Origin of the sequence: Streptomyces armeniacus, assembly GCF_003355155.1 — a bacterium.
Taxonomy (GTDB): Bacteria; Actinomycetota; Actinomycetes; order Streptomycetales; family Streptomycetaceae; genus Streptomyces; species Streptomyces armeniacus.
Genome location: NZ_CP031320.1, coordinates 1987319 through 2012041, shown reverse-complemented (window position 1 = coordinate 2012041; position 24723 = coordinate 1987319). Strand labels below are relative to the sequence as shown.

At 72.2% G+C, this 24723-nt stretch carries 19 protein-coding genes; 8 read left to right on the top strand and 11 right to left on the bottom strand.

Features of this window, described 5'->3' with window-relative positions; translation table 11 throughout:
• Positions 1-40 precede the first annotated feature (40 nt).
• Both DVA86_RS08810 and DVA86_RS08805 read left to right on the top strand, forming a co-directional pair.
• Positions 41-3211 carry a glycoside hydrolase family 38 N-terminal domain-containing protein gene (locus DVA86_RS08810; protein ID WP_208877164.1) on the top strand — a complete coding sequence of 1057 codons (3171 nt, stop codon included), beginning with the start codon at positions 41-43 and terminating at the stop codon, positions 3209-3211.
• A gap of 79 nt (positions 3212-3290) precedes the next feature.
• The gene (locus DVA86_RS08805) at positions 3291-4961 is read left to right on the top strand and encodes a class I mannose-6-phosphate isomerase (protein WP_208877163.1); all 1671 of its coding nucleotides are present in this window, start codon (positions 3291-3293) and stop codon (positions 4959-4961) included.
• A gap of 49 nt (positions 4962-5010) precedes the next feature.
• Here the strand turns inward: DVA86_RS08805 and DVA86_RS08800 are convergent, their stop codons facing one another.
• Complete coding sequence (locus DVA86_RS08800) at positions 5011-5547, bottom strand: Dps family protein (RefSeq protein ID WP_425470971.1); 537 nt, start codon at positions 5545-5547, stop codon at positions 5011-5013.
• A 288-nt stretch (positions 5548-5835) separates the two neighbouring features.
• Here DVA86_RS08800 and DVA86_RS08795 point away from each other — a divergent pair, with 288 nt between their 5' ends.
• Genes DVA86_RS08795 through DVA86_RS08785 form a run of 3 tightly spaced genes read left to right on the top strand, consistent with a single transcriptional unit; the run spans position 5836 to position 9332 of the window.
• Positions 5836-7020 (top strand): lycopene cyclase family protein, encoded by a 1185-nt coding sequence (locus DVA86_RS08795; protein ID WP_208877160.1) that lies wholly within the window; start codon positions 5836-5838, stop codon positions 7018-7020.
• Between the two features lie 36 nt (positions 7021-7056).
• On the top strand, positions 7057-7785 hold the full coding sequence (locus DVA86_RS08790; protein ID WP_208877158.1) for a methyltransferase: 729 nt from the start codon (positions 7057-7059) through the stop codon (positions 7783-7785).
• Positions 7782-9332 (top strand): FAD-dependent oxidoreductase, encoded by a 1551-nt coding sequence (locus DVA86_RS08785; protein ID WP_208877157.1) that lies wholly within the window; start codon positions 7782-7784, stop codon positions 9330-9332. Before DVA86_RS08790 ends, DVA86_RS08785 begins: the two co-directional genes overlap by 4 nt.
• A 63-nt stretch (positions 9333-9395) precedes the next feature.
• Here the strand turns inward: DVA86_RS08785 and DVA86_RS08780 are convergent, their stop codons facing one another.
• The 10 genes from DVA86_RS08780 to DVA86_RS08735 all read right to left on the bottom strand — a co-directional run bounded on the left by DVA86_RS08780 (position 9396) and on the right by DVA86_RS08735 (position 21979).
• The gene (locus DVA86_RS08780; RefSeq protein ID WP_208877155.1) at positions 9396-10424 is read right to left on the bottom strand and encodes a DUF5914 domain-containing protein; all 1029 of its coding nucleotides are present in this window, start codon (positions 10422-10424) and stop codon (positions 9396-9398) included.
• A complete protein-coding gene (locus DVA86_RS08775; protein ID WP_208877153.1) occupies positions 10421-11419 on the bottom strand; it encodes a phytoene/squalene synthase family protein in 999 nt (332 codons plus the stop codon). Before DVA86_RS08775 ends, DVA86_RS08780 begins: the two co-directional genes overlap by 4 nt.
• Complete coding sequence (locus DVA86_RS08770) at positions 11416-12948, bottom strand: phytoene desaturase (protein ID WP_208877152.1); 1533 nt, start codon at positions 12946-12948, stop codon at positions 11416-11418. Before DVA86_RS08770 ends, DVA86_RS08775 begins: the two co-directional genes overlap by 4 nt.
• Positions 12945-14207 (bottom strand): polyprenyl synthetase family protein, encoded by a 1263-nt coding sequence (locus DVA86_RS08765; RefSeq protein WP_208877150.1) that lies wholly within the window; start codon positions 14205-14207, stop codon positions 12945-12947. The genes DVA86_RS08770 and DVA86_RS08765 overlap by 4 nt, the downstream gene beginning before the upstream one ends.
• 703 nt (positions 14208-14910) lie before the next feature.
• On the bottom strand, positions 14911-15474 hold the full coding sequence (locus DVA86_RS08760) for an ATP:cob(I)alamin adenosyltransferase (RefSeq protein WP_208877148.1): 564 nt from the start codon (positions 15472-15474) through the stop codon (positions 14911-14913).
• On the bottom strand, positions 15471-17207 hold the full coding sequence (locus tag DVA86_RS08755) for an L-lactate permease (RefSeq protein WP_208877146.1): 1737 nt from the start codon (positions 17205-17207) through the stop codon (positions 15471-15473). The genes DVA86_RS08760 and DVA86_RS08755 overlap by 4 nt, the downstream gene beginning before the upstream one ends.
• A 95-nt stretch (positions 17208-17302) precedes the next feature.
• Positions 17303-18919 carry a methylmalonyl-CoA mutase family protein gene (locus DVA86_RS08750; protein WP_245997567.1) on the bottom strand — a complete coding sequence of 539 codons (1617 nt, stop codon included), beginning with the start codon at positions 18917-18919 and terminating at the stop codon, positions 17303-17305.
• Positions 18920-19129: 210 nt separating this feature from the next.
• Positions 19130-20068, bottom strand: a complete 939-nt coding sequence (gene meaB, locus DVA86_RS08745) for a methylmalonyl Co-A mutase-associated GTPase MeaB (protein ID WP_208877142.1) — start codon at positions 20066-20068, stop codon at positions 19130-19132.
• On the bottom strand, positions 20065-21555 hold the full coding sequence (locus DVA86_RS08740) for a phenylacetate--CoA ligase family protein (protein WP_245996431.1): 1491 nt from the start codon (positions 21553-21555) through the stop codon (positions 20065-20067). The genes meaB and DVA86_RS08740 overlap by 4 nt, the downstream gene beginning before the upstream one ends.
• A 1-nt stretch (position 21556) precedes the next feature.
• Positions 21557-21979, bottom strand: a complete 423-nt coding sequence (locus DVA86_RS08735) for a cobalamin B12-binding domain-containing protein (protein WP_208877140.1) — start codon at positions 21977-21979, stop codon at positions 21557-21559.
• Positions 21980-22090: 111 nt separating this feature from the next.
• On the opposite strand from DVA86_RS08735, the gene DVA86_RS08730 reads away from it, so the two are divergent.
• Genes DVA86_RS08730 through DVA86_RS08720 form a run of 3 tightly spaced genes read left to right on the top strand, consistent with a single transcriptional unit; the run spans position 22091 to position 24705 of the window.
• Complete coding sequence (locus DVA86_RS08730) at positions 22091-23203, top strand: enoyl-CoA hydratase/isomerase family protein (RefSeq protein WP_208877130.1); 1113 nt, start codon at positions 22091-22093, stop codon at positions 23201-23203.
• A 7-nt stretch (positions 23204-23210) separates the two neighbouring features.
• The gene (locus DVA86_RS08725) at positions 23211-23942 is read left to right on the top strand and encodes a FadR/GntR family transcriptional regulator (protein WP_245996426.1); all 732 of its coding nucleotides are present in this window, start codon (positions 23211-23213) and stop codon (positions 23940-23942) included.
• A gap of 25 nt (positions 23943-23967) precedes the next feature.
• Positions 23968-24705 (top strand): VOC family protein, encoded by a 738-nt coding sequence (locus DVA86_RS08720; protein WP_208877128.1) that lies wholly within the window; start codon positions 23968-23970, stop codon positions 24703-24705.
• Positions 24706-24723: the final 18 nt, after the last annotated feature.

The following is a 24723-nucleotide window of genomic DNA, read 5'->3' as shown; positions in this document are numbered from 1 at the left end:
CCTGTCCTGCGCACCGTCCGCTCGTTACGGGAGATTCCACATGACCACCCGCGCCCTCGTACGTACCACCGACTGGGACCACGACCGCGTCCGCGACAGCCTCCGTACCTCCGTCGTCAGTGCGGAGGGCACCCTGAACGGTGTGGCGCTGCGGCTGACCGTCGAGCCCTTGATGCGCCGGGCGGAGGACGGCGGGCTGCTGCAGTCGCTGCGCGTGGAGGCGCTCAACGGGGCGCCTCCGCCCGACGAGTTGGTGGCGCGGACCGAGTCCGGCGCCACACTGCCCGCCGAACGCGTCGCGGGCCCCGGCGGCTCGGTACGCCTGCTGCTGCCCGCCGTCGAGACGACCGAACGGATCAGCGTCGGGCTGCCCGGGCACCCCGGCGGCATCAACGTGGCGTTTGCTCCCCAGCGGCAGTGGACCATCCATCTCGTCCACCACTCCCACCTCGACATCGGCTACACCGACCCGCAGGGGCGGGTGCTGGCCGAGCAGCTCTCCTTCCTCGACTCCTGCCTGGAGCTGACGCAGGCCACGGACGACTGGGAGCCCGAGTCGCAGTTCCGGTGGTGCGTGGAGTCGCTGCTGTCGTTCCGCCAGTGGGCGGACACGCGGCCGAAGGAGCAGGTGGCGGAGTTCGTACGCCGGGTGAAGCAGGGGCGGATCGAGCTCACCGCGATGCCGTTCAACCTGCACACCGAGACCTGCTCCACCGACGAGCTGCACGAACTGCTGCGGATGGCCAAGGACGTACGTGACGAGCACGGCGTCACCTTCACCTCCGCCATGCAGACCGACGTGCCCGGCTCGGTGGTCGGGCTCGTCGACGCGCTCAGCGACGCCGGTGTGAAGTACCTGTCCGTCGCGCACAACTGGGCGGGCCGCTCGGTCCCGCACCTGGTCGGCGGCGAGAAGCTGCCGCGGCTGTTCCACTGGCGCGCGCCGAGCGGCAAGAGCGTCCTGGTCTGGATGACCGACACCCCGCACGGCCTGTCCTACATGGAGGGTCCGCTCCTCGGCTTCGACACCGACTACGCGAGCGTCGACGACCTGCTGCCCGCCTACCTCACCTCGCTGGCCACCAACCCGTACCCCTACCAGGGCGGCGTCTTCGGCTGGCCCATGGACGCCAAGGAGATCAAGCGGGAGCCGTACCCGTGGGATGTGCTGCACCTGCGCGTGCAGGGCAAGTTCGGCGACAACGCTCCGCCCCGGCAGGTCATCGCCGACACGGTGCGCCGCTGGAACGAGACCTGGGCGTACCCGCAGCTGCGTCTGTCCCGCAACGAGGACTTCTTCACCGACGCCGAGGCCCGGCTCGGCGACGCGATCCAGACCTTCGAGGGCGACTGGACCGACTGGTGGGTGGACGGTGTCGGCTCCGGCGCGCACCCGCTCTCGCTCGCCCGCACCGCCCAGTCCGTCGTCGCCGACGCACAGACCATCGGCACCTTCGCCGGTGTGCTCGGCGCCGAGGGCGCAGGCGACGACACCCGCGACTCGGCGGGCGTCTACGAAGCCGTGTCGCTCTTCGACGAGCACACCTGGGGTGCCAGCGACCCCTGGTCGCACGGCGACCACGGCACGCACTCCGGTGAGCAGCAGTGGCACTGGAAGTACGGACAGGCGCTGCGCGCCCACGACGACGGGCGGTCGCTGCTGAGCCGGGCCTCGGCCCGGCTGGGCCAGCGCCTGACCCGTCCGGACGGCGTCGCGGCGTCGTACCACGTGGTCAACACGTGCTCCTGGCCGCGTACCGACGTCGTACGGTTCTTCCTGCCGGAGAGCAGCGTGCCGCTCGAACAGCCGGTCGCGGTGCTGGACGGGCGCACCGGACGGCAGCTCGCCCTCGAGGAGAGGGAGCAGGTCAACGACAGTCACAGGGACGCGGGCCGGTTCCTGGTGGTGCGCGTCGACGACGTTCCGGCGGCCGGGTCCGTACGGCTGGACATCGTGCACGCTCAGGCCCCCGCGAGCACCGCCGGGGACGCCGCCGCGGACGCCGCGGACGCCGCTAACGCCGCGGACAGGGACCGCAGCGAGGCCGAGGTGCTGGCCGACACGGCGGCGCGGGCGTACGCGCACCCCGCCCCGTTGCTGCTGGAGAACGAGCACCTGGCCGTACGCGTCGACCTCGCCCGCGCCTGCATCGCGTCCATCACCGACAAGGCCACCGGACGTGAGCTGGTACGCGAGGACGCGGTCGCCGGTTTCAACGCGTACATCCACGACAGCTTCACGACCGCGGGCGCCTTCAACCACAACTCCAGCCGCACCACCGCTTCCGACCGCCTGGAGCACCTCGGCCGCCGGAGCCTCGCCCCGCCCGCGGCGCTCACCGCCCGCCACTCGACGCCGACCGCGGAAGTCCTCACGTACGAGACGCACCCGGCGGGCGCCGACCGGCTGCGTACGACGCTGACCCTCCCGCACGGCGTGGCCCGCCTCGACATCGACAACCGGCTCGGCAAGGCCGCCACCCTGGGCAAGGAGAGCGCCTACTTCGCCTTCCCCTTCGCCCTGGACGAGCCGTCCGTACGGATGGAGGCCACGGGCGGCGCCACGGGCACCGGCCTGCCGGTCGTGCCCGGTTCGGCGCTGCACATGCGGGCGGTGCGCCGCTGGGTGGGCATGGCACAGGACGGCTTCCAGGTGGCGTGGTCGACGCGGGACGCGCCGCTGGTCCAGTTCGGGAACATCGCCCTCCCGTACGCCCCGTTCCCCAGGACGCTGGAAGAGGACGAGCCGGCCACGGTCTTTTCCTGGATCCACAACAACCTGTGGGACACCAACTTCCCCAGCGAGCAGGCCTTCGAGTTCAGCTTCCGCTACAGCGTCGCCTGCGGCCCGGCGGACGACGCGGGCCTGGGCCCGCGCACGTCCGCGGCCCTCAGCCGCCCGCTGCGCGCAGTGCGGGCACGGGGCGAGGCGACGGCGGACGCCGCCGCGACGCACACCTTCGTCCGGGTCGGCGACGCGCGCGTACGGCTCGTCGGCGCGACGACGGAGGAGGGGGGCGTACTCCTGCGGCTGCAGTCGTTCGCCGAGGAGCCGGTCGACTGCGCCGTACGGGCCGACTTCCCCGTCGCCGCGGCCCACCGCGCCGGCTACCTCGGCACCACGACGGGGGAACTGCCCCTGGACGACGGGGAAGTGACCGTACGCCTGCCCGCCCTCGGCACGGCCGCGGTGCTCTTCGAACGCCTCTGACCCCGGCCGAACCCAGCCGAACTCAGCCCAATCCGGCCAAACCAGGCCGAACCCAGCCGCACCGCACAAAGGAGTACGTGTGTACCGGCTCGACCCCCGTTATCCCCCCGCACCGCAGGCCCACCTCACCACCGGCTGGCGGGCCGTCGCGGACCGGCTCCCCGCCGCCCCGGCGACCGTCGCCGTCGACGGCCCGCCGACGGCGCCCTGGGACACCCTGGCCGGCGCGCTGTCGGCCGCGGACGTCCGCCTCGTCGACGTACGCACGCGTTACGCCGCCGCCGGCGACATCCGCGGCCGGACCGTAGGCCCGCGGGACACCGGCGACCCGTACTACTGCCGGCTGGCGCAGAACCCCCTCGACGACCTCTTCGACACCCTGCCGCGGGCCCCGCACGGCGCCGTCCTGACCGTCGTCTACGGTCCCGGTGCCGCGCTCGTCGAGCACGACGTGCTCTGGTACGCCGACGTGCCCAAGCGCCGTGCCGAGGCGGCGGTGGCGGAGGGGTGGGGCACGAACCTCGGGCTGCCCGGCGAGAAGGGCGACCTGCGCCGCCTGTTCTACGTCGACTGGCCGATGCTCGACCGGCACCGCGACACCCTCGCGCCCCGCATCGACGCGTGGCTGGACGTGCAGGACGCGGACCGCCCGGTGTTCCTGGACGGCGCCGGCCTGCGTGCCACCCTCGCGCGGCTCTCCCACGGCCCGGTCCGCACCCGCCCGTACTTCAACTCCACGCCCTGGGGCGGCCACTGGGCGCAGCGGGAGCTCGGCTTCAACCCCGGCGCCCGCAACAGCGCGCTGGGCTACGAACTGATCGCACCCGAGGCGGGCGTCCTCATCGGCCACGGTCCGGAGGCGCAGGCGGAAGTCCCGTTCCAGCTGCTGTGCGTGCTGCACCCCGAGGCCGTGCTGGGCAGGGAGGTGCACGCCCGCTTCGGAACGTCCTTCCCGATCCGCTTCGACTACCTCGACACCGTGGGCGGCGGCAACCTGTCCATCCACTGCCACCCCAAAGAGCCCTACATGCGGGAGCGGTTCGGCTGGACCTACACCCAGCACGAGACGTACTACATGACGCTCGGCGACGAGACCACCCGGGTCTTCCTGGGACTGCGCGAGGACGCCGACGTCGGCCTGTTCCGCAAGCAGGTGCAGGAGGCAGCGGCGGACGGCGTAAGGATGGACCCGGCCGACCACGTCATGACGTTCCCGGCCGAGCAGGGCCGGCTGTTCATGATCCCGGCCGGCACGCCGCACGCCAGCGGCGCGGGCAACCTGGTCCTGGAGATCAGCGCCACCCCGTACCTCTACAGCCTCCGCTTCTACGACTGGCTGCGTCCGGGCTCGGACGGCAACCCGCGCCCGCTCCCGTACGGCCACGGCTTCGCCAACCTGGAGACGGAGCGGCGCGGTGAGCGCGTTGAGCGGGACCTGGTGCAGGAGCCGCGGACGCTGCGTGCGGCACCGGGGTGGCGGGAGGAGCTGCTGGGGGCTCTGGAGGAGATGTTCTACGAGGTCCGCCGCTTCTCCCTCGAGGCGGGCGCGGCGGCGGACGACGACACGCGGGGACGCTTCCATGTCCTGAACGTGGTGGAGGGCGACGGCGTGACCATCGAGACGGCCGCGGGCGACCGGCACGCTCTCTCCTTCGCCGAGACGCTGACCGTGCCCGCGGCGGTCGGCGCCTACGTCCTGCGGGCCGCCGGCGACCGTCCGGTCAGGGTGGTGAAGGCACTGGTCCGGTGATACCGGTCCCGCGGGGCCTCGGGGAGGCGGGCACTGGCCTTTCCGCGTGTCAGGGCTGCTGGCGCGCCTGCCTGCCCGCCTGAGCCGCGGCATCCCGTTCGGAAGCGGCACCGGCTGTACTGAGCGCGCCGCCGGTGTTCTCGAGATGAGCGCGTACGAACCACTGGAAGAGCTCCAGACTGCGCAGGTGCTCGATCAGCAGGTCCTGCGTGACCGGGTCCAGCCTGTCCGTTTCCCCCACAGCGGTGCGGTGGTCCTCGATGACACCGGTGTAGACGAGGTCGAGGGCGCCCAGATGCTCGATCGCTTCCGCGCGGCCGACGGCGTAGTCGTCCCAGCTGCGTTCGGAGACCAGCACACCCGGAGTGCCGGGTGGCGAGCCGCCGAGGGTGGAGATGCGCTCCGCGGTCTTGTCGACCATCTCGCGTACGGCCTCGACCTGCGGATCGAGCATCTCGTGGACCGCGATGAAGTGCGGTCCCACCACGTTCCAATGGACGTGTTTCAGGGTGAGTGCGAGGTCGTTCAAGGCGTGCAGTCGCTGACGCAGCAGGCGGACCACCTCAGCTCCGTCTGGGCCGGACATGCCGGGAACGGTGTATACGGGGTCCGAGGTGTTGCTGGCCACGGTCACTCCTTCGCTCGTACCGGTCCGCCGGCCCGCCCGGCTCCGGTCCGTATTCGAGCATCCCGCAACCCCCGAACACCCGTTGGCGGCGCCCCCGCACCTCCAACCGGCGCAGCCTCCTCCCCCGAACGGGGCGAGCCACGCTGTCCGGTGCATCCGGCGGGCGCCCCGCCTGGGAGGCATCAGTGTCATCGGTCCCGCCCTTGGCTCCGAACTGCCGTTGATCAGACACGGAAAGGACGCAGCGTGCGCGACACGGACGTCATCATCGTCGGCGCCGGAGCGGCCGGGCTCTCCCTCGCGCGCAGGCTGACAGGGCTCCGCACCGAAGGCCGTACGCCTCTGTCGGTGATGCTCGTCGACGCGCCCGCAGGGCCGTTGCGACCGGCTGAGCGCACGTGGTGTTTCTGGGAGGAGCCGGGAGGCGAGTACGACGACCTCGTGGCCGCGCACTGGGACCAGCTGAGGATCACCGGAGCAGAGGGGCGCCCGCTGCTGAGGCGGGTCGCCCCGTTCCAGTACAAGATGCTCAGGTCGACGGCGTTCGCGGAGTGGACCAGCGAGCGGCTGGCGAAGGCAGGCTGCTTGCGCTGCGACCTCACCGTGGAGACGGTACGCGACGTGGCAGGCGGCGCGGAGGTGAAGGGCCGTGGCGAGGACGGCACCGACGTCAGCCTGCGCGCTCGCTGGGTGTTCGACTCACGGCCCCGGACACCGCCTGCGGCCCGCACGGCCCTGCGGCAGCATTTCCGTGGCTGGTTCGTACAGACGGAGCGGACGATGTTCGACACCGCAACCGCTGATCTGATGGACTTCCGCACGCGGCAGCCCGAGCACGGACTGTCCTTCGGCTACGTCCTGCCGCTCGGACCGTGCGCGGCACTCGTCGAATACACGGAGTTCTCCCGTACGGTCCTCGGCGTGGAGGACTACGAGCGGGCGCTGCGCCACTACTCCGGTGACGTGCTCGGACTCGGGGACCTGACGGTCACGGCCGTCGAGCAGGGAGTGATCCCGATGACCGATGCCCGGTTCCCGCGCCGGGCCGGCAGGTCGGTGTTCCTCATCGGAGCGGCGGGAGGCGCCACGCGGCCCTCGACGGGCTACACGTTCGCACCGATCCAGCGCGAAACCAGGAGCATCGCGGATGCCCTGGGACGTGGCCGGGTCCCACCTGCCCACGGCCCGCACCACGCGCGCGCCCGGTCCGTGGACGCGGTGCTGCTGCGGGCCCTGGACACTGGACGCGTGGACGGAAAGGACCTTCTTACCCGGCTGTTCCGAGAAGTCCCGATGGAACGCCTCCTCCGGTTTCTCGACGGCCGTACCCGCCTGCGGGAGGACGTGCAGATCGGTCTGCATACGCCCATGCTGCCGATGCTGCGTACCGCACTCGAACTCCCGGCCCTCCGACGGCGTCCGCCCGGATGAACCACTCCCCCGGATCCCAACCGTACGAGGAGCCTTGTGCCACTGCTGCGTGACACGGATCTGACGGCCGCGTTCGAGCATGCCGCGGCCTCATACGACCTCATGGTCGCGGGCAACCCCGGATACCACGGCCAACTCCGGCGCTCCGCCAGGCGCCTCGGGCTTCGTGACGGCGGTCGCGGTGCCCGGCTCCTCGATCTCGGATGCGGTACCGGAGCCTCGACCCGCGCGCTGCTCACCGCTGCACCGTACGCCGGGATCACGGCGGTGGACGCCTCAGCGGGCATGCTGGCCAAGGCTGCGGCCAAGACCTGGCCGCCGGCGGTCTCCTTCGTCCACGCCACCGCGGAAGGGCTCGCCGGGGCGGGTGTGACAGGGCCGTACGACGCCGTGTTCGCCTCGTATCTCTTCCGGAACGTCACGGATCCGGACGCGGTGCTGCGCCGCGTGCGCGACCTTCTCGCGCCGCGTGGCCGTGTCGTGGTGCACGAGTACGCGCTCAGCGGGCGACCGGCACATCGTGCGTTGTGGACGGCGGTATGCAGAGGGCTTCTGGTACCGGTCGCCCGGTGCTCGGGGGACGGGCCACTGTACGAGCACCTGTGGCGCAGCGTCGTCGACTTCGACACGGCTGGCGCGTTCGCGGCGCGGATGACACACGCCGGGTTCGCCGGAGTGCGCGTTCTGCCCCTGCCCGGCTGGCAGACCGGGATCGCCCACACCTTCGTGGCACACCTGCCCGTGTCCGGCGGAGCTACGCGGTGAGGGCCGGGAAAACGGATCACCGCCCCGGCCGGGACGGCAGCGCGTGTCTCATCCCCGCCGGGCCGGGCGGTGAGCACGTCACCGGAGCCGGGCCGCACGTCGCCGTGGTCGGCGGTGGCATCGCGGGCGTCGCCGCCGCCACCGCACTCGCGGAACGCCGGGTCGCGGTCACGCTGTACGAGCGGGCCGAGAGGCTGGGCGGCCGACTGGCGGGCTGGCCCGCGGAGTTGACGGACGGTGCCGTGGCCACGATGAGCCGCGGCTTCCACGCCTTCTTCCGTCAGTACTACAACCTGCGCGCGCTGCTGCGACGTGTGGACCGCGGGCTGCACATGCTCACTGCCCTGCCCGACTACCCGCTGCTGCACAGCGGCGGCATGTTCGACAGCTTCGCCCGGATCCCGCGTACCCCGCCCCTGAACGCGCTGGGTTTCGTCACGCGAAGCGACGCTTTCGCGTGGCGCGATCTCTCGCGGCTGGAGGCGCGTGCCGCGCTGCCGTTGCTGGACGTGCGCGTGCCCGGGGTCTACGAACGGCTCGACAGGCTCAGCGCGGCCGACTTCCTGGCACGGATCCGGTTTCCCGTGGCCGCGCACCATCTGGCCTTCGAGGTCTTCTCCCGCAGTTTCTTCGTGGATCCGCATGAACTGTCGGCCGCGGAGCTGGCGTTGATGTTCCACATCTACTTCCTGGGTTCCAGCGAGGGCCTGTTGTTCGAAGTGCCGCGTGAGCCGTTTCCGCAGGCGTTGTGGGAACCGTTCGGCGACTACCTCGCCAGTCATGGCGTGCGCATCCGTACGGGCACGACGGTGGCGGCTGTACGGCCCGCCGCGCACGGCGGCGTGGACGTGACGGCCGCGGACGGCACGGTCCGTCACGACGCGGCAGTGCTGGCACTGGACACCGCGGGGTTGAAGGAGCTGGTCGCCGCCTCGCCCGGACTGGCTGACGAACCATGGCGCGGGCGCATCGCCCGGCTGCGCACCGCGCCGCCGTTCCTGGTGTCCCGGTACTGGCTGGGCGCCCCGGTCGCGCGGGAGCGGCCCGGCTTCCTGGGCACCAGCGGCTACGGAGATCTGGACAACGTGAGTGTGCTCGACCGGTGGGAAGGCGAGGCGAACCGTTGGGCGCTCCGAACCGGCGGATCGGTGGTCGAGCTGCACGCCTACGCCGTCACCCCGGGCGCCGCACGGGACGCCGTACAGGGACGGTTGCTCAGCCAGCTGCACCGCGTGTACCCGGAGACCCGCAACGCCGAGGTGCTGGACCAGCGGCACGTGTGGCGCGAGGACTGTCCACACTTCCCTGTCGGAGGCTACTGGGACCGGCCGCTCGTACGGACGTCCTGCCCCTCGGTGACGGTCGCCGGCGACATGGTGCGTACGGGCCTCCCCGTGGCGTTGATGGAGCGGGCGGCGACCAGCGGGTTCCTCGCGGCGAACGTCCTCCTGGCACGCTGGGGGCTGCGGGGGGAGCCGCTTTGGACCGTGCCCCGCCGAGGCCGCTCGGTGGGGCTGCGGGCTCTGGCCCGGCTCGGCGTGTCCTGACCCGGCGGCCGGGACGCCCTGCCCGGTCCTCCCACCCGCCGACGGGGCATCGGTGACGCCGGGTCAGCCGGGGAACCGACCACTGCTGCGGAGCTCCCACCGGCGTTCCGCATAGGCGAGATCGTCCCGCCACAGCCGCCCGGCGGCGGCCCTCACCAGCGGGCGCAGCAACGGTGCGGCAGTTCGCGCCGCCGCGAAGCGACGGCGGCCCGAGCAGGCGATCACCGCCTCGATCACCGCCGTGCGCGGGTGTCCGTCCCCGGCCGGCCCGAGCGGGACGGCGTGCGTCTCGACCACCGACCCGGCGCCTTCGCCGTCGGTGATCCGCATGACGACCGTACGGGGCTCCGGCGCGAAGAAGACCGCGGAGACAGGCACGACGACCCGTCCTGCGACCCTGAACGAGACGTCGACTGCCAACGCGTCGTCCCCGGCTGTCCCGGCGTCCTCGGCGGGCCACCGTGGCGTATCGCGGACGGCGAGATCCACGAACGAGTACGGGTGGAGCCACGCACCATGCCAGGGGTCGAGCCGGTTGGCCACGATGTCCTCCGGCTCGCAACCGCCGGCTCCGGTGTAGACGGCGGTGACCGAGGCGTCCAGCCGCGGCCGGACCGGCAGGACGGGACGCTCCAGCGGCTGCTCGCGCCCCGCCGCGTCCAGTCGTACCCAGGCCAGAACGCCGTCGTCGTACGAAGGAAGGGGTTCCCAGCCGGCGAACGGGCGTCCCTCCAGGGCGAGACCGTGCCAGTGGCAGATCAGCCTTCCGCACCGGACGGGACTCCTGGCGAGGGGCGCGCCCAGGTGAGGGCAGGCGCCAGGGCCTGCGACCAGGTGTCCCGCCGCGTCACGCCAGGCGACCACTTCGACGCCGGCGATCGTCCGGCCGAGCGAAGTGTGCCGTGTGATCGCCCGGGTGTCACCGAGCACGTACCAGTTGCCGGACGGGCGTGCCTGCGCCCGCTTGAGCGCCGCATCGAGGAGAGCCGGCCGGGCTTCGCGCCAGGTGGGACGCTGACGCTCCCAGGCGGTACGGCCATGCAGCAGCCGCAGCGGGTCGCGTCCGCGGCGCGGGCCGGGCGACGGGCTCACGCGGCGCTCTCCCCCGCGGTCGCGGCGAACGCCTTGTGACGTTGGCGTCCCGCCCTTCGACGGGCCGACGCCAGCCTGGCGGCCGCGACACGGGCCAGGCCGTCGAGCGCGACGGCGGCGCGTCGCAGCGGTGGAACGACCGCGCGGCGGTGCAGGCTCGCGTAGCCGTCGTCGGCGATCGCCCGCAGAATGCCGCCGTAGAGAACAAAGGCGGTGCGGACGCAGGGCCTGGAGGCCGGGTCCAGCATCCGCAGCCCGGGGGCGGCCTCGCGGTACACGTTGCTGGTCATGCCGGCCGCCTCCTTGAGCGCCTCGGTGATGCGCGGGTCGCGCTTCCCCTCCGCCCGGCTCCACTGCAGCAGCCCGCGGTCAACACCGTGCGCGGCCAGCAGGTCAGCGGGCAGGTAGACGCGCCCCCGATCGAGGTCTTCGCCGACGTCGCGGAGGAAGTTGGTGAGCTGGAACGCCACACCGAGGGCGGCCGCGTGCGGGGCGGCTTCCGCGCGCGGGACGACCGTACCCAGCACGGGCAGCATCTCAAGGCCGATCACCGCCGCCGAACCGTACATGTAGCCGTGCAGCTCGTCCATGGTCGCGTAGTCCGTCACATGCAGGTCGGCCCGCATGGAGCCGAGAAAGTCGGCGAAATGACGGTGGGCGATGCCGTAGCGTTCCGCGGTGTCGGCGAGGGCGTGGACCACCGGCTCGGGACTGTGTCCACGCCGCAGTCCACTCGCGAGCCGTTCGGCCAGCGCACGCAGCCGGTCGGCGCGTTCCGCGGTGGCCGACTGACCGCCGGGGTCGTCGACGATGTCGTCCGCCCAGCGCGCGAACCCGTAGAGTGCGTGGACAGCGGGGCGCCGCTCGACCGGGAGCAGCCGGGTAGCGAGAAAGTACGTTCTGCCGTGCCGGGCGTTGAGCCGACGGCAGTGCGTGTAGGCCGCTCGCAGTCCTGGTTCCGTGATGCCGGCGGCGTCGAGTTCGCGGGAGGTCATGCGATTCCGCCCTGCGGCCGGCTCGGCGCCGTGCGGTGCGGTGCGGCCCGGTGGGCTCCTGTGACGCGGGCCGCGGCGAGCTTTCCCGACATCAGGACGGTGGGCACGCCGACACCTGGCGTCGTGCCGCATCCGGCGATGACGGCGTTCTCGGTACCGCGCACGAGGTTGCGCGGCCGGAACGGGCCCGTCTGAGCGACCGTATGGGCAACGGAGAACGGGGTACCCGCGGCGTGTCCTTGCCGGGCCCAGTCGGCAGGCGTGATCAGGCACTCCTCCTCGATGGACGCCTCGATGCCCTCGAGTCCACGGCGTTCGAGCTCGCTGAGCAGGCTCAGCCGATACCGGGGCCCGAGGTCCCGCCACCCGTGACTGCCGGGGCCGACAGAGGTGTTGGGACAGGGCGCGAGCACGTAGTGGACGTGCCGTCGTGGCGGCGCGAGCCCCGGGTCCGTGGCCGTGGGCCGGGTGATGAGCAACGAGGGGTCGGACATCAAACGACCGCTGCGCGTGAGTTCCCGGAATGTCCCTTTCCACTCCGCGCCGAACGAGATGGTGTGATGCGCCAGTTGCGGCCAGGTCCGGCGGGTGCCGAGGTGCAGCACCACCGCGGACGGCGAGTGCCGCAGGCCCAGCGGACGCTTTGGTCTACGGCCCAGCAGGCCGTAGGTCACGGACAGGTCCGGGGTCACGACCACGGCGTCGCAGGCGATGCGCTCGTGCTCGGTGACCACGGCGGTGATCCTTTCGCCGGACCGCTCCAGGCACGTGACAGCGTGTCCGTAGCGGAAGACGGCGCCCGCGTCCGTGGCCGCGTCAGCCATGGCGCGCGGCAGGGCGTGCATGCCCCCCGCCGGGAAGTAGACACCGGCGACGGTGTCCATGTAGGCGATCACGGCGTACGCTGCCAGCGCCCTCGACGGCTGCACCCCCGCGTAGAGCGCCTGGAAGGAGAAGACGCGGCGAAGCCTTTCGTCCTGGAGGAAGTGACCGATCCGGGATTCGAGACGGCCGAAGCCTCCGGCCGCCGCGAGCCGCGCGAGGTCCGGGCGGAGCAACTGGAGCGGCGAATCGAAGTTCGTGTCGATGAAGCGCCGCATCTGGGCGTCGTAGAGCTCCCGGAGCCAGGCGCGCAGCCGCCGGTAGCCGAGCGCTTCACGCGCGCCCGCGAAGCGTTCGATCGCAGCTTCCATGGCGTCCGCGCCTGTGTGGACGTCCAGTGCGCTGCCGTCGGCGTACTGGGCCCGGTACGCCGGATGCAGGGGCGTCAGCTCCACTCGGCCGGCAAGCGTCTCACCAACGGCGGAAAAGGCGTCGTCGGCCAGGTCGGGCATGGTCAGTACGGTCGGGCCGGTGTCGAACCGGTACCCGTCCCGTTCGATACGGCCGGCACGGCCGCCCGGCGTGGTGTCACGTTCGACGACGGTGACCCGGCGTCCGGCCCCCAGGAGGTGCAGCGCCGCCGACAGGCCCGCGAGGCCCGCCCCGACCACGACGACATGGTCCGTACGTCCCCGCACGGTCCTCATCGGTCCGCACCGCCAATGACACCGTCCGGGGACGGCGATTCCTCCCACAGGCCGTACGGTCCGGGTCGTCGTGCTGACCATGCCTTCGGCGCGGGCGGACGCGGGACCGTGGAAGCCACCGAGGTCAGCAGCCGGTTCAGCGCCTGGCCAGCGAAGCCGCCGAGAGCGGCTGCCCTGAGGTGACGCGTGCTCCGTGCGGTCATTCGTTCGATCTTGTCCTCGACCGCGCTCCGGGCGCCTGTTCCCGTGAGCACCTCCCGCACCCGTTCCAGACCGTCGTGCGAGAGGCCGGGATCGCCCAGCGCACCGTCGAGCACTGAGAGACTCCGCAGGTCCCCGCGAGCCTCGGCTCTGGCCCTGGCGACGGTCACGAGGAACGTGGGTTTCCCGGCTCTTACGTCGTCCCCTGAGGGCTTCCCCGTCTGCAGCGAGTCGCCGAAGACTCCCTCCAGATCGTCACGCAGTTGGAAAGCGATCCCGGCGCACCGGCCCGCGGCGGACAGGGCCCGGGCCGTCCTGGCATCGGAGCCGGCAAGCGCGGCGCCGATGGCGAGGGGACGTTCGACGGAGTACAGCGCGGTTTTGAGCGTGACCGTGCGAATCGCCAGGGCCGCCGACGCGGACCCCGTCATCTGGCCGTGCAGATCCAAGTACTGGCCGGCGATCATCTCCGTACGCATGGCGCGCCAGATGTGCAGGACACGGCTTCGTGCCCCCGAGGGGAATTCCGTATCGGTCAGGACGTCGTCCGCCCAGACCAGCGCCAGGTCCCCGGCAAGAATCGCTGCGGATGCCGCGAAGGGGCTGCCTTGCGGACTCGTGGCCGCGGATGCGGCGTACTGCGATTCGAGCTGGGCGTGGAACGAGGGCCCACCTCGGCGGCGGGGAGAGCCGTCCATCACGTCGTCGTGGACGAGTGCGCAAGTCTGGATGAGCTCGAGCGCCGCGGCGATACGCAGCGCGGCGTTCGCCTCCGCTGTTCCGCCCCCGCAGGCGCGCATCGCCCACCAGACGAACTGCGCGCGCATGCGCTTGCCGCCGCTGCCTGTGAAGCGCGCGACGCGTTCGCCGACATCGCGCGCGAAGCGGCAATCGACGGCCGCCACCTGCTCGACCCTCTCCGCCATGATCTCCGCAAGGGTGCGTTCCACGGCGCCGCGTACGTCTTCGTCGATCGCCGCCGTCGGAGCACCTCGGGCGCGGCCGGAGCCGGGCCGCCGGGCAGCCGAGCTGAGGGAGACTGCCCCAGCTGGGTGCATCTGAGTCCTCCACGTTCGTCGGCTGCTGTCGCTCCTCGTCCTTCTCGCGGGCGGCCGGGACCGGATGCACTGGTCGCGGAGCCGAACTGCCGCACACGTGTGCGCCGTCCGTGTCAGCTGGCCGGCACACGCTGGTGCGTCCGGCGAGACGATGAGCGATTCCTCTTCGGAAGGTACGACTTGACCGGCATGCGCGCTCGTCGAAGAAGTGCGGTGGACCGGACTGCCCGGCAGGCTCGGGGCTCTCCACCGTGCACCGGGCCTCATCGGTTACTCGACTGCGGTTCGTCCACACGCGCGATCCGGCGGACGGCAACCGTGAGGTGCTGGGCGTCGAGCCTGGCGGCAACCCGTCCAGAATGATCACGGGCACGGGGTCGCCGCACAGCGGCCCGACCGTCCCTGCCTCGTGTATCCAGGCCCTGTCGTCAAAGTCCCGCCTTGCCCACGGCGCCCTGCATGTGCGATGTGACGCACCGCCCGGGTGATGGCCCGGGCGGCGGAGGGCCGCAAGGCCATGCGGGTGGCAGAGCGAGCACGGGTTCGGGAGAGCCGACGAAGACCGGGGCAGACGGCTGTTCCGACTGATCCGGGAGTGGTCGACGACGTCATCGCCCTCGGGCCGCTGTCGAGAATTGCGTCGCCGCATCGGCGGAACCTCGTCCAGCCGGCCGTCTCGGGCTCTTCGTTCGCCGGCGCCATGTCAAGCGGTTCCCTCGGAGGATGGCCGGTCCCCGCACGCGCCCATCGCCCACATCCGGGTGTCCTCCCGCTCGATCCGCTGCGCGACCGCGGGCAGCAGCGCGGCCAGGCCGCCGAGGTAGTCCGCGGCCCACGCCGGTACGCGGCCGGGTTGCGCGTCCGCCAGCACCCGTACGGAACGCTCCGCGCGCCGCGTGACCGCGCGGGCCAGGCGCAGCAGCCCCGCGGCGTCGCTGCCGCCGGCCAGGACGTGGCTGCCGGGCGGGGGCGGCTCGGGCGGGGCGTAGTGGGCGAGGGCCGCTGCCAGTCGCCGCTGCGCGTCCCGCTCCGCGGGGCCGGTGAGGGCGGCGGGATCGGCGGGATCGGGGGGGTCGGCGGGGCCCGCGAGGGCGGCGGCGAGGTCGAGGAGGTCACGCTGGACCTCGCCCAGGACCGTGGCGTGTTCGGTGGCCATCGAGCCGGTGGAGATCGCCGCGCCGACGGCGGCGTTGGCCTCCTCCACGTCGCCGCAGGCGGTCAGGCGGGCGAGGGGCGGTGTCGGGCCGTTCGGGCCGTTGGTGATCATGGCACCATCCAGGACAGCAGGGGTGTGGACTGCAGGTAGACCAGCAGGCACATGAACGGGACGAAGACGGCCGTGGCCGCCAGCACCCGGCGGAACAGTTCGCCTTCCCGGCCCGCGAGGCCGACGGCGCTCGCCCCGATGGCGAGGTTCTGCGGGCTGATCATCTTGCCGAGCACGCCGCCCGAGGTGTTCGCGGCGGCGGTCAGGACCGGTGAGTGCCCGGCGCCCTCGGCCGCGCTCACCTGGAGCGCGCCGAACAGGGAGTTGGACGAGGTGTCCGACCCGGTGACCGCGGTGCCGAACCAGCCGAGCAGCGGCGACAGCACCGGGAACAGGCCTCCGGTGTCGGCGAGGAAAGCGCCCATCGTGCCGGTCTGCCCGGACGCGTTCATGACGTACGCGAGCGCGAGCACCGCCGTCACCGTCACCGCGGCCGTGCGCAGCTGGTGCAGCGTGCGCCCGTACGCCGCGAGCGCCTGCCGTGGCCGTACGCGGAGCGTCGCGGCCGTGATCACGCCGGCGAGGAGCAGCACCGTGCCGCCGCCGACGAGCCAGTCGAGCTTGAACTGGACGAGCCCGAGCGGCTCCCCGTCCGGTGACGTGACGTGCAGGCCCGGCCAGTCGAAGAACACGGTGGTTCTGCCGAGCGCCTCCGCGACGGCAGGTATGGAGACGACCGAGAACAGCGCGATGATCACGATGTACGGGGCGAAGGCGCGCAGCATCTCGGTGCGGGTGTCCGCCGGTTGTGGCGCCTCCGGCGCGCGGACCGCCGTACCGGTGCCCGAAGGGGCGGCGCCCTCGCGGCCGTCGGGCGTCACGGGGACCGGCGCGCCTCCCGAGCCGTCGGCCGCCTCGCTTCCCGCCGCACCGTCCGCGGGGTCCGCGGGGTCGTCCACCGCACCGTCCGACGGGCCCGCCGCGGGCCGCCAGACCCGCATGAGCAGGAGTACGGCGGCCGCCGAAACCAGCGCCGCCGCCACGTCCGTCAGCTCCAGCGGCCCGTAGTTGGCCATGAGGTACTGCACCGCGGCGAACGTCACCCCGCACACCAGCGCCGCCGGCCACGCCTCCCGCAGGCCGCGGCGGCCGTCGAGGACGACGAGCAGCACCAGCGGCACGAACACGGCGAGCAGCGGCACCTGACGGCCCGTCATCGCGCTGAGGTCGTCCATCGGCAGTCCGGTCACCCGGGCCAGGGTGATCACCGGGAGGCCGACGGCGCCGTACGCCACCGGCGCGGTGTTGGCGATGAGGGCGACGGTGGCCGCCTTCAGCGGGCTCAGCCCGATCGCGATGAGCATCACCGAGCAGATCGCGACGGGCGTGCCGAACCCGGCCAGCGCCTCCAGTAGCGCGCCGAAGGAGAAGGCGATGATGATGCCCTGCACCCGCCGATCGTCGCTGACCCTGGCGAAGGCGCGGCGCAGGACGTCGAAGTGCCCCGAGGTCACCGTCATCTGGTAGATCCAGATGGCGTTGACCACGATCCACATCGCCGGGAAGAGCCCGAACGCGGCCCCCTCCGCCGCCGCGTTGACCGCCTGCCCCGCCGGCATCCCGTACGCGGCGACCGCCACGGCGAGCGCCAGCGCGAGGCCGGTGAGGGCCGCCAGCCAGGCGCGTACGCGGACCACGCCGAGCAGGGTGAACAGCGCGAGCAGCGGCAGCGCCGCAACCAGCGCGGACCAGCCGAGACTTGAGCCGATGGGGTCGGTCACTTGCTCGTACATGGGAACCTCCCAGTTCCTCCACGCTGAGGAAGGGCGCCGGTACGGATGGGTCGCCGAGACGAATCGGTCGCCGGTACGGATGAGTTGAGGGGCGGTCAGAACACCGGGGTCTCGGTGTACGTGCCGAAGACACCGCGCAGCGCGCCGGTGATCTCGCCCATGGACAGGTGCGCCTTGACCGCCTCGATGGTGGCGGGCATCAGGTTCGCGCCGTCGTCCCGCGCGACGGCGAGCAGCCGCCGCAGTGCCGCCTCGGCACGCTCCGGGTCGCGGTCCGCGCGGACGCGCTTGAGGCGGGCGATCTGCCGGGCCTCGGAGGCGGGGTCGAGCTGGTGCGTCTCGATCTTCTCGGCCTCTCCCCCGTCGACGTACTTGTTCACGCCGATCACCGGGCGGTCCCCGCTCGCCTTGCGGCGGGCGAAGTCGTAGGCGGTGTCGGAGATCTCGCGCTGGAAGAAGCCCTGCTCGATGGCGGCCTCCACGCCGCCCATCTCCTCGATCCTGGCGAGGTACTCCCCGATGCCGCGCTCCAGTTCACCGGTGAGGTTCTCCAGGTAGTACGAGCCCCCGAGCGGGTCGATGACGCTCGTCACGCCGGTTTCGTCGGCGAGGATCTGCTGGGTGCGCAGGGCGATCTTCATGGCCTGCTCGCTGGGGATGGTGTACGCCTCGTCCAGCCCGTTGGTGTGCAGGGACTGGGCGCCGCCGAGGACCGCGGAGAGGGCCTGCAGGGCGGTGCGGATGATGTTGTTCATGGGCTGCGGCTTGGTGAGGGTGGCCGCGGCAGTCTGCGCGTGGAAGCGCAGCCGCATGGACTGCGGGTTCCGGGCGCCGAAGTCCTCGCGCATCATGCGGGCGTAGTAGCGGCGTACGGCACGGAACTTGGCGACCTCCTCGAAGAGGTCCGCCTGGCTGACGAAGAAGAACGACAGCCGGGAGGCGAAATCGTCCACGTCGACGCCGGCCGCGACCACGTCCGCCACGTACGCCTTGGTGATGGCCATGGTGAAGGCGATCTCCTGCTGCGCGTTCGCCCCGGCCTCGCTGATGTGGTAGCCGCTGATGTTCACGGGGTTGTAGCGGGCCATGTGCTGCGAGCAGTAGACGATGGTGTCGCGCACGATGCGCATGCTCGGGCGGACCGGGAAGATCCACTCCTTCTGCGCGACGTACTCCTTGAGTATGTCGTTCTGGATGGTGCCGGACAGCTTGTCGAGGTCGTATCCGCGCTGCTCGGCGACCGCCACGTACATGGCCAGCAGGATCCACGCCGAAGGGTTGATGGTCATCGAGACGCTGATGTCCTCGAGGTCGATGCCGTCGAACAGCGCCTCCATGTCCGGCAGTACGTCGACGGCGACGCCCTCGCGGCCGACCTCGCCGAGGCTCATCGGGTCGTCGCTGTCCAGGCCCATCAGGGTGGGCATGTCGAAGTCGACGGACAGGCCGGTCTGGCCCTGGCCGATGAGGTAGCGGAAGCGCTCGTTGGTCTCCTCGGCCTGCCCGAATCCGGCGATCTGCCGCATGGTCCACGTACGGCCCCGGTACATCGTGGGGTACGGGCCGCGGGTGTACGGGTAGCGGCCTGGCAGGCCGATGTCGGACCAGTCGGCCGGCAGGTCGGCGGGCGTGTATACGCGCTTGACCGGGAGGCCGCTGCCGGAGACGTACCGCTCCTTCGACTCGGGCCTGCGCGCGGTGAAGGCGGCCAGCTCGCGGCGCTCCCAGTCGGCGAGTTCGCCGGTCACCGCCCGTACCAGCGCGTCGGTGGCGAGCCGGGTGCCGTCCTGGTGTGCGTCCTGGTGTGGGGAGGCGCTGTTGTCGTCAGCCACGTCGTGCTCCTCGCATCCTGTTCTCGTCCTTGCCGCCGGCCGGTTTCCGCGTCCCCGCCGGTTCGTCGTCCCGGGCGGCCGGCCGTCCCGTCACAGCTGTCCGATCAGCCGTCGCGCCGCCGCCGCCGGGTCGTCGCGCTTGGCCGCGACCTCGTCCACGGCCGCGTCGAAGAGGGGGCTGCCGGGGCGCAGCCGCTCCCGTACGAGCTCCTCGGCCGCCCAGCGGATACGGGTGGCCGCTGCCTGGCGGGCGCGCCGCTCGCGTTCGCCGTGGTGCTCCATCCAGCGCAGGTGCTCGTCGAAGCGGCCGACGAGAGCGGGCACGCCCTCACCCCGGTCGGCGACGGTCTGCTCGATGGGCACGTTCCACTGGCCCGCGCTCCGGCGGCTCAGCCGCAGCACCTCGCGCAGCTCGGAGACGGTGCGGTGAGCCCCTTCACGGTCGGACTTGTTGACGACGTGCACGTCGGCGATCTCCAGCAGCCCGGCCTTGATGGCCTGGATGCCGTCGCCGAGCCCCGGCACGCTCACCACGGCCACCGACTGCGCGCCGCTGACGACGTCCACCTCGGCCTGGCCCACCCCGACCGTCTCCAGTACGACGACGTCCCGGCCGGCCGCGTCCAGCACGGTGACCGCGTCGAGTGCGGCGCGGGCGAGACCGCCGAGCGCGCCGCGGGTGGCGAGGGAGCGGATGAAGACGCCGGGGTCGCCGGCCAGTTCGGACATCCGGATCCGGTCGCCCAGGATCGCCCCGCCGGTGAACACGCTCGACGGGTCGACGGCGATGATGCCCACCGTGCGTCCGGCCCGCCGGTAGTGCGCCGTCATCGCGGACACGAGGGTGCTCTTGCCGCTGCCCGGCGGCCCGGTGACGCCGATGACGTGCGCCCGCCCGGCCGCGCGGTGCAACTCGGCCAGCACCGCGTCCGTACCGGGTGCCCGCCGCTCCACCTGGCTCAACACCCGTGCCACCGCGCCCTGTTCGCCGCGGAGTACGCGTTCGGCGAGCGGTTCGGCGGCCGTCACCGGGCGCTCCCGGGCAGCGGCTCGGCGGAGATGCGCCGCAGCAGTTCGCGGTTGTCGATGACGCGGCGCGCCTTGAACTCGGTGCGGTCGAAGGTGTGCTGCCGCACGGGCACGACCCGCGCGCCCACGCCCAGTACGGTGCGCAGCCGGTCCGAGATGTGCGCGGCCCAGTCGGGCAGCGCCGCCTCCGGGTGCCGCGGGTCGTACTCGACCTGCACCACCAGGGTGTCCATCGCCGTCTCGCGGCTGATCACGATGCGGTGCTCGCCGCCGTACCCGGGGGCCGCCATGACGATGTCGTCGATCGCGCTGGGCTGTACGTTCTCGCCGCGCACCGTGAACATGTCGTCGAGCCGGCCGTAGATGCCGCGCGGCAGGAACGGATACGTGCGCCCCCGCTCCGCCGACGGCGCCTCCCACCGGGTCACGTCGTTGGAGAGGAGCCGGATCATCGGCTGGCTGGTGCGCTCCAGCGTCGTGTAGACGGGGGTGCCCTCGGCGCCGTACGGCACCCGCCGGTGACCGGCCGGATCGCAGACCTCCGTGTAGACGAGGTCCTGCCAGCACAGCACGCCGGGCTCGTTCGCCGCCGCGCCCAGGTGCATCCAGGGGGCGACCTCCGCCATGCTGCCGGAGTCGTACACCTCGGCCTGGAACAGGCCGGTGATACGGGCGCGGATGGTCGGGATGCTCGCGCCCGGCTCGCCGGAGAAGAACATCGCGCGCAGGCCGAGCGAGGCCGGGTCGATCCCCTCGTCCTCGGCGACCTCGGCGAGGCGGAGCGCGTAGGACGGGGTGCCGTAGAAGACGGACACGCCCATCTGCCGTATCCAGCGCACCGTACGGGCCGACTGCCCCGGGGTGCCCGCGCCGAACGGGAACACCCGGGCGCCGAGGCGCTCCGCGCCCGTGTAGGCGCCCCACGAGCCCCAGTAGAGGCTGAGCGGTGAGGCCACCAGCACGGTGTCGGAGGGGCGTATGCCCATCGCCCACATCACCCGGGCGTGCGCGTTGGCGACGCTGCGCCAGTCGCGCTCGGCGATGCCGAAGGCGGTGGGGCGGCCGGTGGTGCCGGACGTTCCGTTGATGTGCTTGACCTGGTCAGGGGGTACGCAGAGATAGCTGCCGAAGGGCTCGTTGGCGGCCTGGTCCGCGCGCAGTTCCTCCTTGCGCACGACCGGGACCTTCTCGAAGTCCGCGAGAGTGCGGACGGAGGACGGGTGGATCCCGGCCTCGTCCCACTTGCGGCGGTAGAAGGGGGCGTTGTCCCAGGCGTACGCCATGACCTCGCGGATGCGTGCCGCGATCAGCTCGTCGCGCTGCTCGGCCGGCATGGTCTCGCGGCGCGGGAACCAGTGCGTCTGCCCTTCGGGCGGGCGGTAGGTCTCGTCGTACCGCGGTGGCCAGGTCCACTGCTCCATGGGCGAGTCCGCCTCCGTGGGGCCGGCCTCCGCGTGGTTCGCCTCCGAGGGGTTCACCGTCACCACGTCACCTCCCCGCCAGGGAGCGGATCTCGGCGACGATCGACTCGGGTGTGGAGTCCTGGCCGAGCACCCCGGCCACGCCGATCTTCCGCAGCTCGGCCTCGTCCTCGTCGGGCATCACGCCGCCGGCGACGATCGCGAAGCGGTGCGGCTCGTCGAGCTCGGCGAGCAGCTCGAACAGCCGGGTGAAGATGGACATGTGGGCCCCGGACAGGAGGCTGATGCCGAGGACGTCCACGTCCTCCTGCACCGCCGCCTCGACCACCTGCTCCGGCCGGCGGTGCAGTCCGGTGTAGATGACCTCCATGCCGGCGTCGCGCAGCGTGCGCGCCACCACCTTCACGCCCCGGTCGTGGCCGTCGAGACCGATCTTGGCGAGCATCACCCGGATCGGTTCGGCAACGGTCTCTCCGCGCACTGCCGTCATCACCACTCCCACCGGTACTGTATTCCGTGCATGTGGTAGGACCATAGATGTGGTCTTCCTCACGGACAATGGTCTGTCACGGGCTTTCTCGGAACAGGGAGACTGGCGCTCATGGAAACCACGCAGGTGCTGTGCCGCCGCGAGGGCCGGGTCGGGCGCGTCACGCTCAACCGCCCGCGCGCCCTCAACGCGTTGAACCTCGAGATGATCCGCGGCATCCACTCCGCCCTGACCGGCTGGCTCGACGACCCGGACGTCGAGGTGATCGTGCTCGACGGCGCCGGCGAGCGGGGGTTCTGCGCCGGCGGCGACATCACCGTCGTCCACGAGTCCGCCCGTACGGACCACGGGATCGCGCGGCGGCTGTGGCGCGAGGAGTACGCGCTGGACGCGCTGATCGCCTCGTACCCGCTGCCCGTCGTCGGGCTGATGGACGGGATCACCATGGGCGGCGGCATCGGGCTGACCGGCCACGCCTCGGTCCGTGTCGTCACCGAGCGGTCCGTACTGGCCATGCCCGAGGTCGCCATCGGGCTGGCGCCCGACGTGGCCGGCTCGCTGCTGCTCGCGCGGGCACCCGGCGAACTGGGCACGCACCTCGCGCTCACCGCCGGGCGCATCGGCGCCCGCGACGCCCTCGTCTGCGGCCTCGCCGACCACTACGTCCCCGCGGAGCGCCTGCCGGCCCTGACCGAGGCGCTGCGCCCGTACGGGCCGAAGGCCGCGGACGTGGTCGCCGCCATGGCGGAGGCACCTCCGGCGGGGGCGGCCGACCTTGCCGACGACCGTTCCTGGATCGACGCGTGCTACGCCGCCGACAGCGCCGCGGAGATCCTCGGCCGGCTCCGCGCCCGCCCCGAGCCCGCGGCCGCCGCCGCGGCGGAAGCCCTGCTCAGCGGCTCGCCGACGGCGGTGGAGGTCACCCTGCGCGCCCTGCGCGAGGCACGGTCCATGGCGACCGTCGCGGAGTGCCTCGTCCAGGACTACCGGCTGAGCTGCCGCTTCCTCGAAGGGCCGGACCTCCCCGAGGGCATCCGCGCCGCGGTGATCGACAAGGACCGGTCGCCCCGCTGGTCGCCCGCCAGCCTCACCGAGGTGACACCGGAGGCGGTCGACGCGTACTTCGCCCCGCTCGGCCCGGACGACCTGCGGCTGAGCCCTCCCCCGGCCGCGGTGCTAGCGTGGTCGGACCACAGCGAAGCGGAACCAACGAGGAACCGATGAGGCGGATTTGAGCAGCGAGACGGAATGGCGGACCGTCAGGCGCGTACGCACGCACGAGCAGGTGCTGACCCAGATCCAGGAGAAGATCCTCGACGGCCGGCTCCGCGTGGGCGACAGGCTGCCCAGTGAACGCGACCTCGTCGAGGCGCTCGGCGTCAGCCGCAACAGCGTCCGCGAGGCGCTGCGCGTGCTGGAGTCCATGGGCATCGTCGACGCCCACGTGGGCTCCGGCCGGGACGCGGGCTCCACCGTCGCCGGCCGGTCCACCGACGCGCTGGGCAATCTACTGCGGCTGCACATGGCGCTGTCGCAGTTCCGCCTGGGCGACCTCGTGGACGTACGGATCGAACTGGAGCGGCTGGCCGTGACGCGCGCCGCGGCCGAGGCCGGCACCGACGACCTGGCGCAACTGCACGCCCTGACCCGCGCCATGGCCGAGCCCGGCATGGACCACGAGCGCTTCCACGAGCTCGACGCCGAGTTCCACATCCGGCTCGCCCGCGCCTCGCGCAACGCCCTTGCCGCCGACCTCATGCAGGCGCTCCGCGACGCGGTGAAGAGCGAGATGATCGCCGCCTTCGGCCGCGTACGGGACTGGGACGCCACCGTGGCCACCCTCACCTCGGAGCACCGCGCGATCCTCGCCGCCGTCGAGGCCGGCCAGGGCGAGAAGGCAGCCGCCCTCGTCACCCGGCACATCCGGGGCTTCTACGAATCGGCCGGCACCGGCGAGGACTGATCCGTGCGGGCATAGAATCGCCGGCATGGCGACGCGGCTTGTTCAGATTGCGATGAACGCACGGGACGACTCGGCCCTCGGCCGGTTCTGGGCGGAGGTCCTCGGCTGGGGCACCGACAGCGAGGGACCCGGCGTGACCAACCTCGAGCCGGAGGGCTTCGTCTACCCCGATCCGGTCGCCGTCTGCATCGACGTCCTCGCCGTCCCGGAACCCAAGACGGTGAAGAACCGCGTGCACATCGACCTCGCCACCACCTCGGCCGCCCATCAGGCGGAGCTGGTCGCGCGCCTGCGGGAGCTCGGTGCGACACCCGCCGACGTGGGCCAGGGCGACGTGCCGTGGACGGTCCTCGCCGACCCGGAGGGCAACGAACTCTGCGTGCTGGAGCCCCGGTCCGTCTACCGGGACACCGGGCCGATGGCCGCGGTGGTGGTCGACTGCGCGGATCCGCGGGCCATGGCCCGGTTCTGGGGCGAGGCGACGGACTGGACCGTGCACGAGGTGACGGACGAGCAGGCGCTGCTGCGCTCCGCCAAGGGCGTCGGCCCGTATCTGGAGTTCGTCCGCACTCCCGACGCCAAGACCGTGAAGAACCGCATCCATCTCGATCTGCGGCCCTACCCCGGCGACGACCAGGCGGCGGAGGTCGACCGGCTGCGGGCACTCGGCGCCGCCGACCTCGACCTCGGTCAGGGCGACGTGCCGTGGACGGTCCTCGCCGACCCCGAGGGCAACGAGTTCTGCGTCCTCACCCCGCGCTGACGCGTACGCCTCCCACGC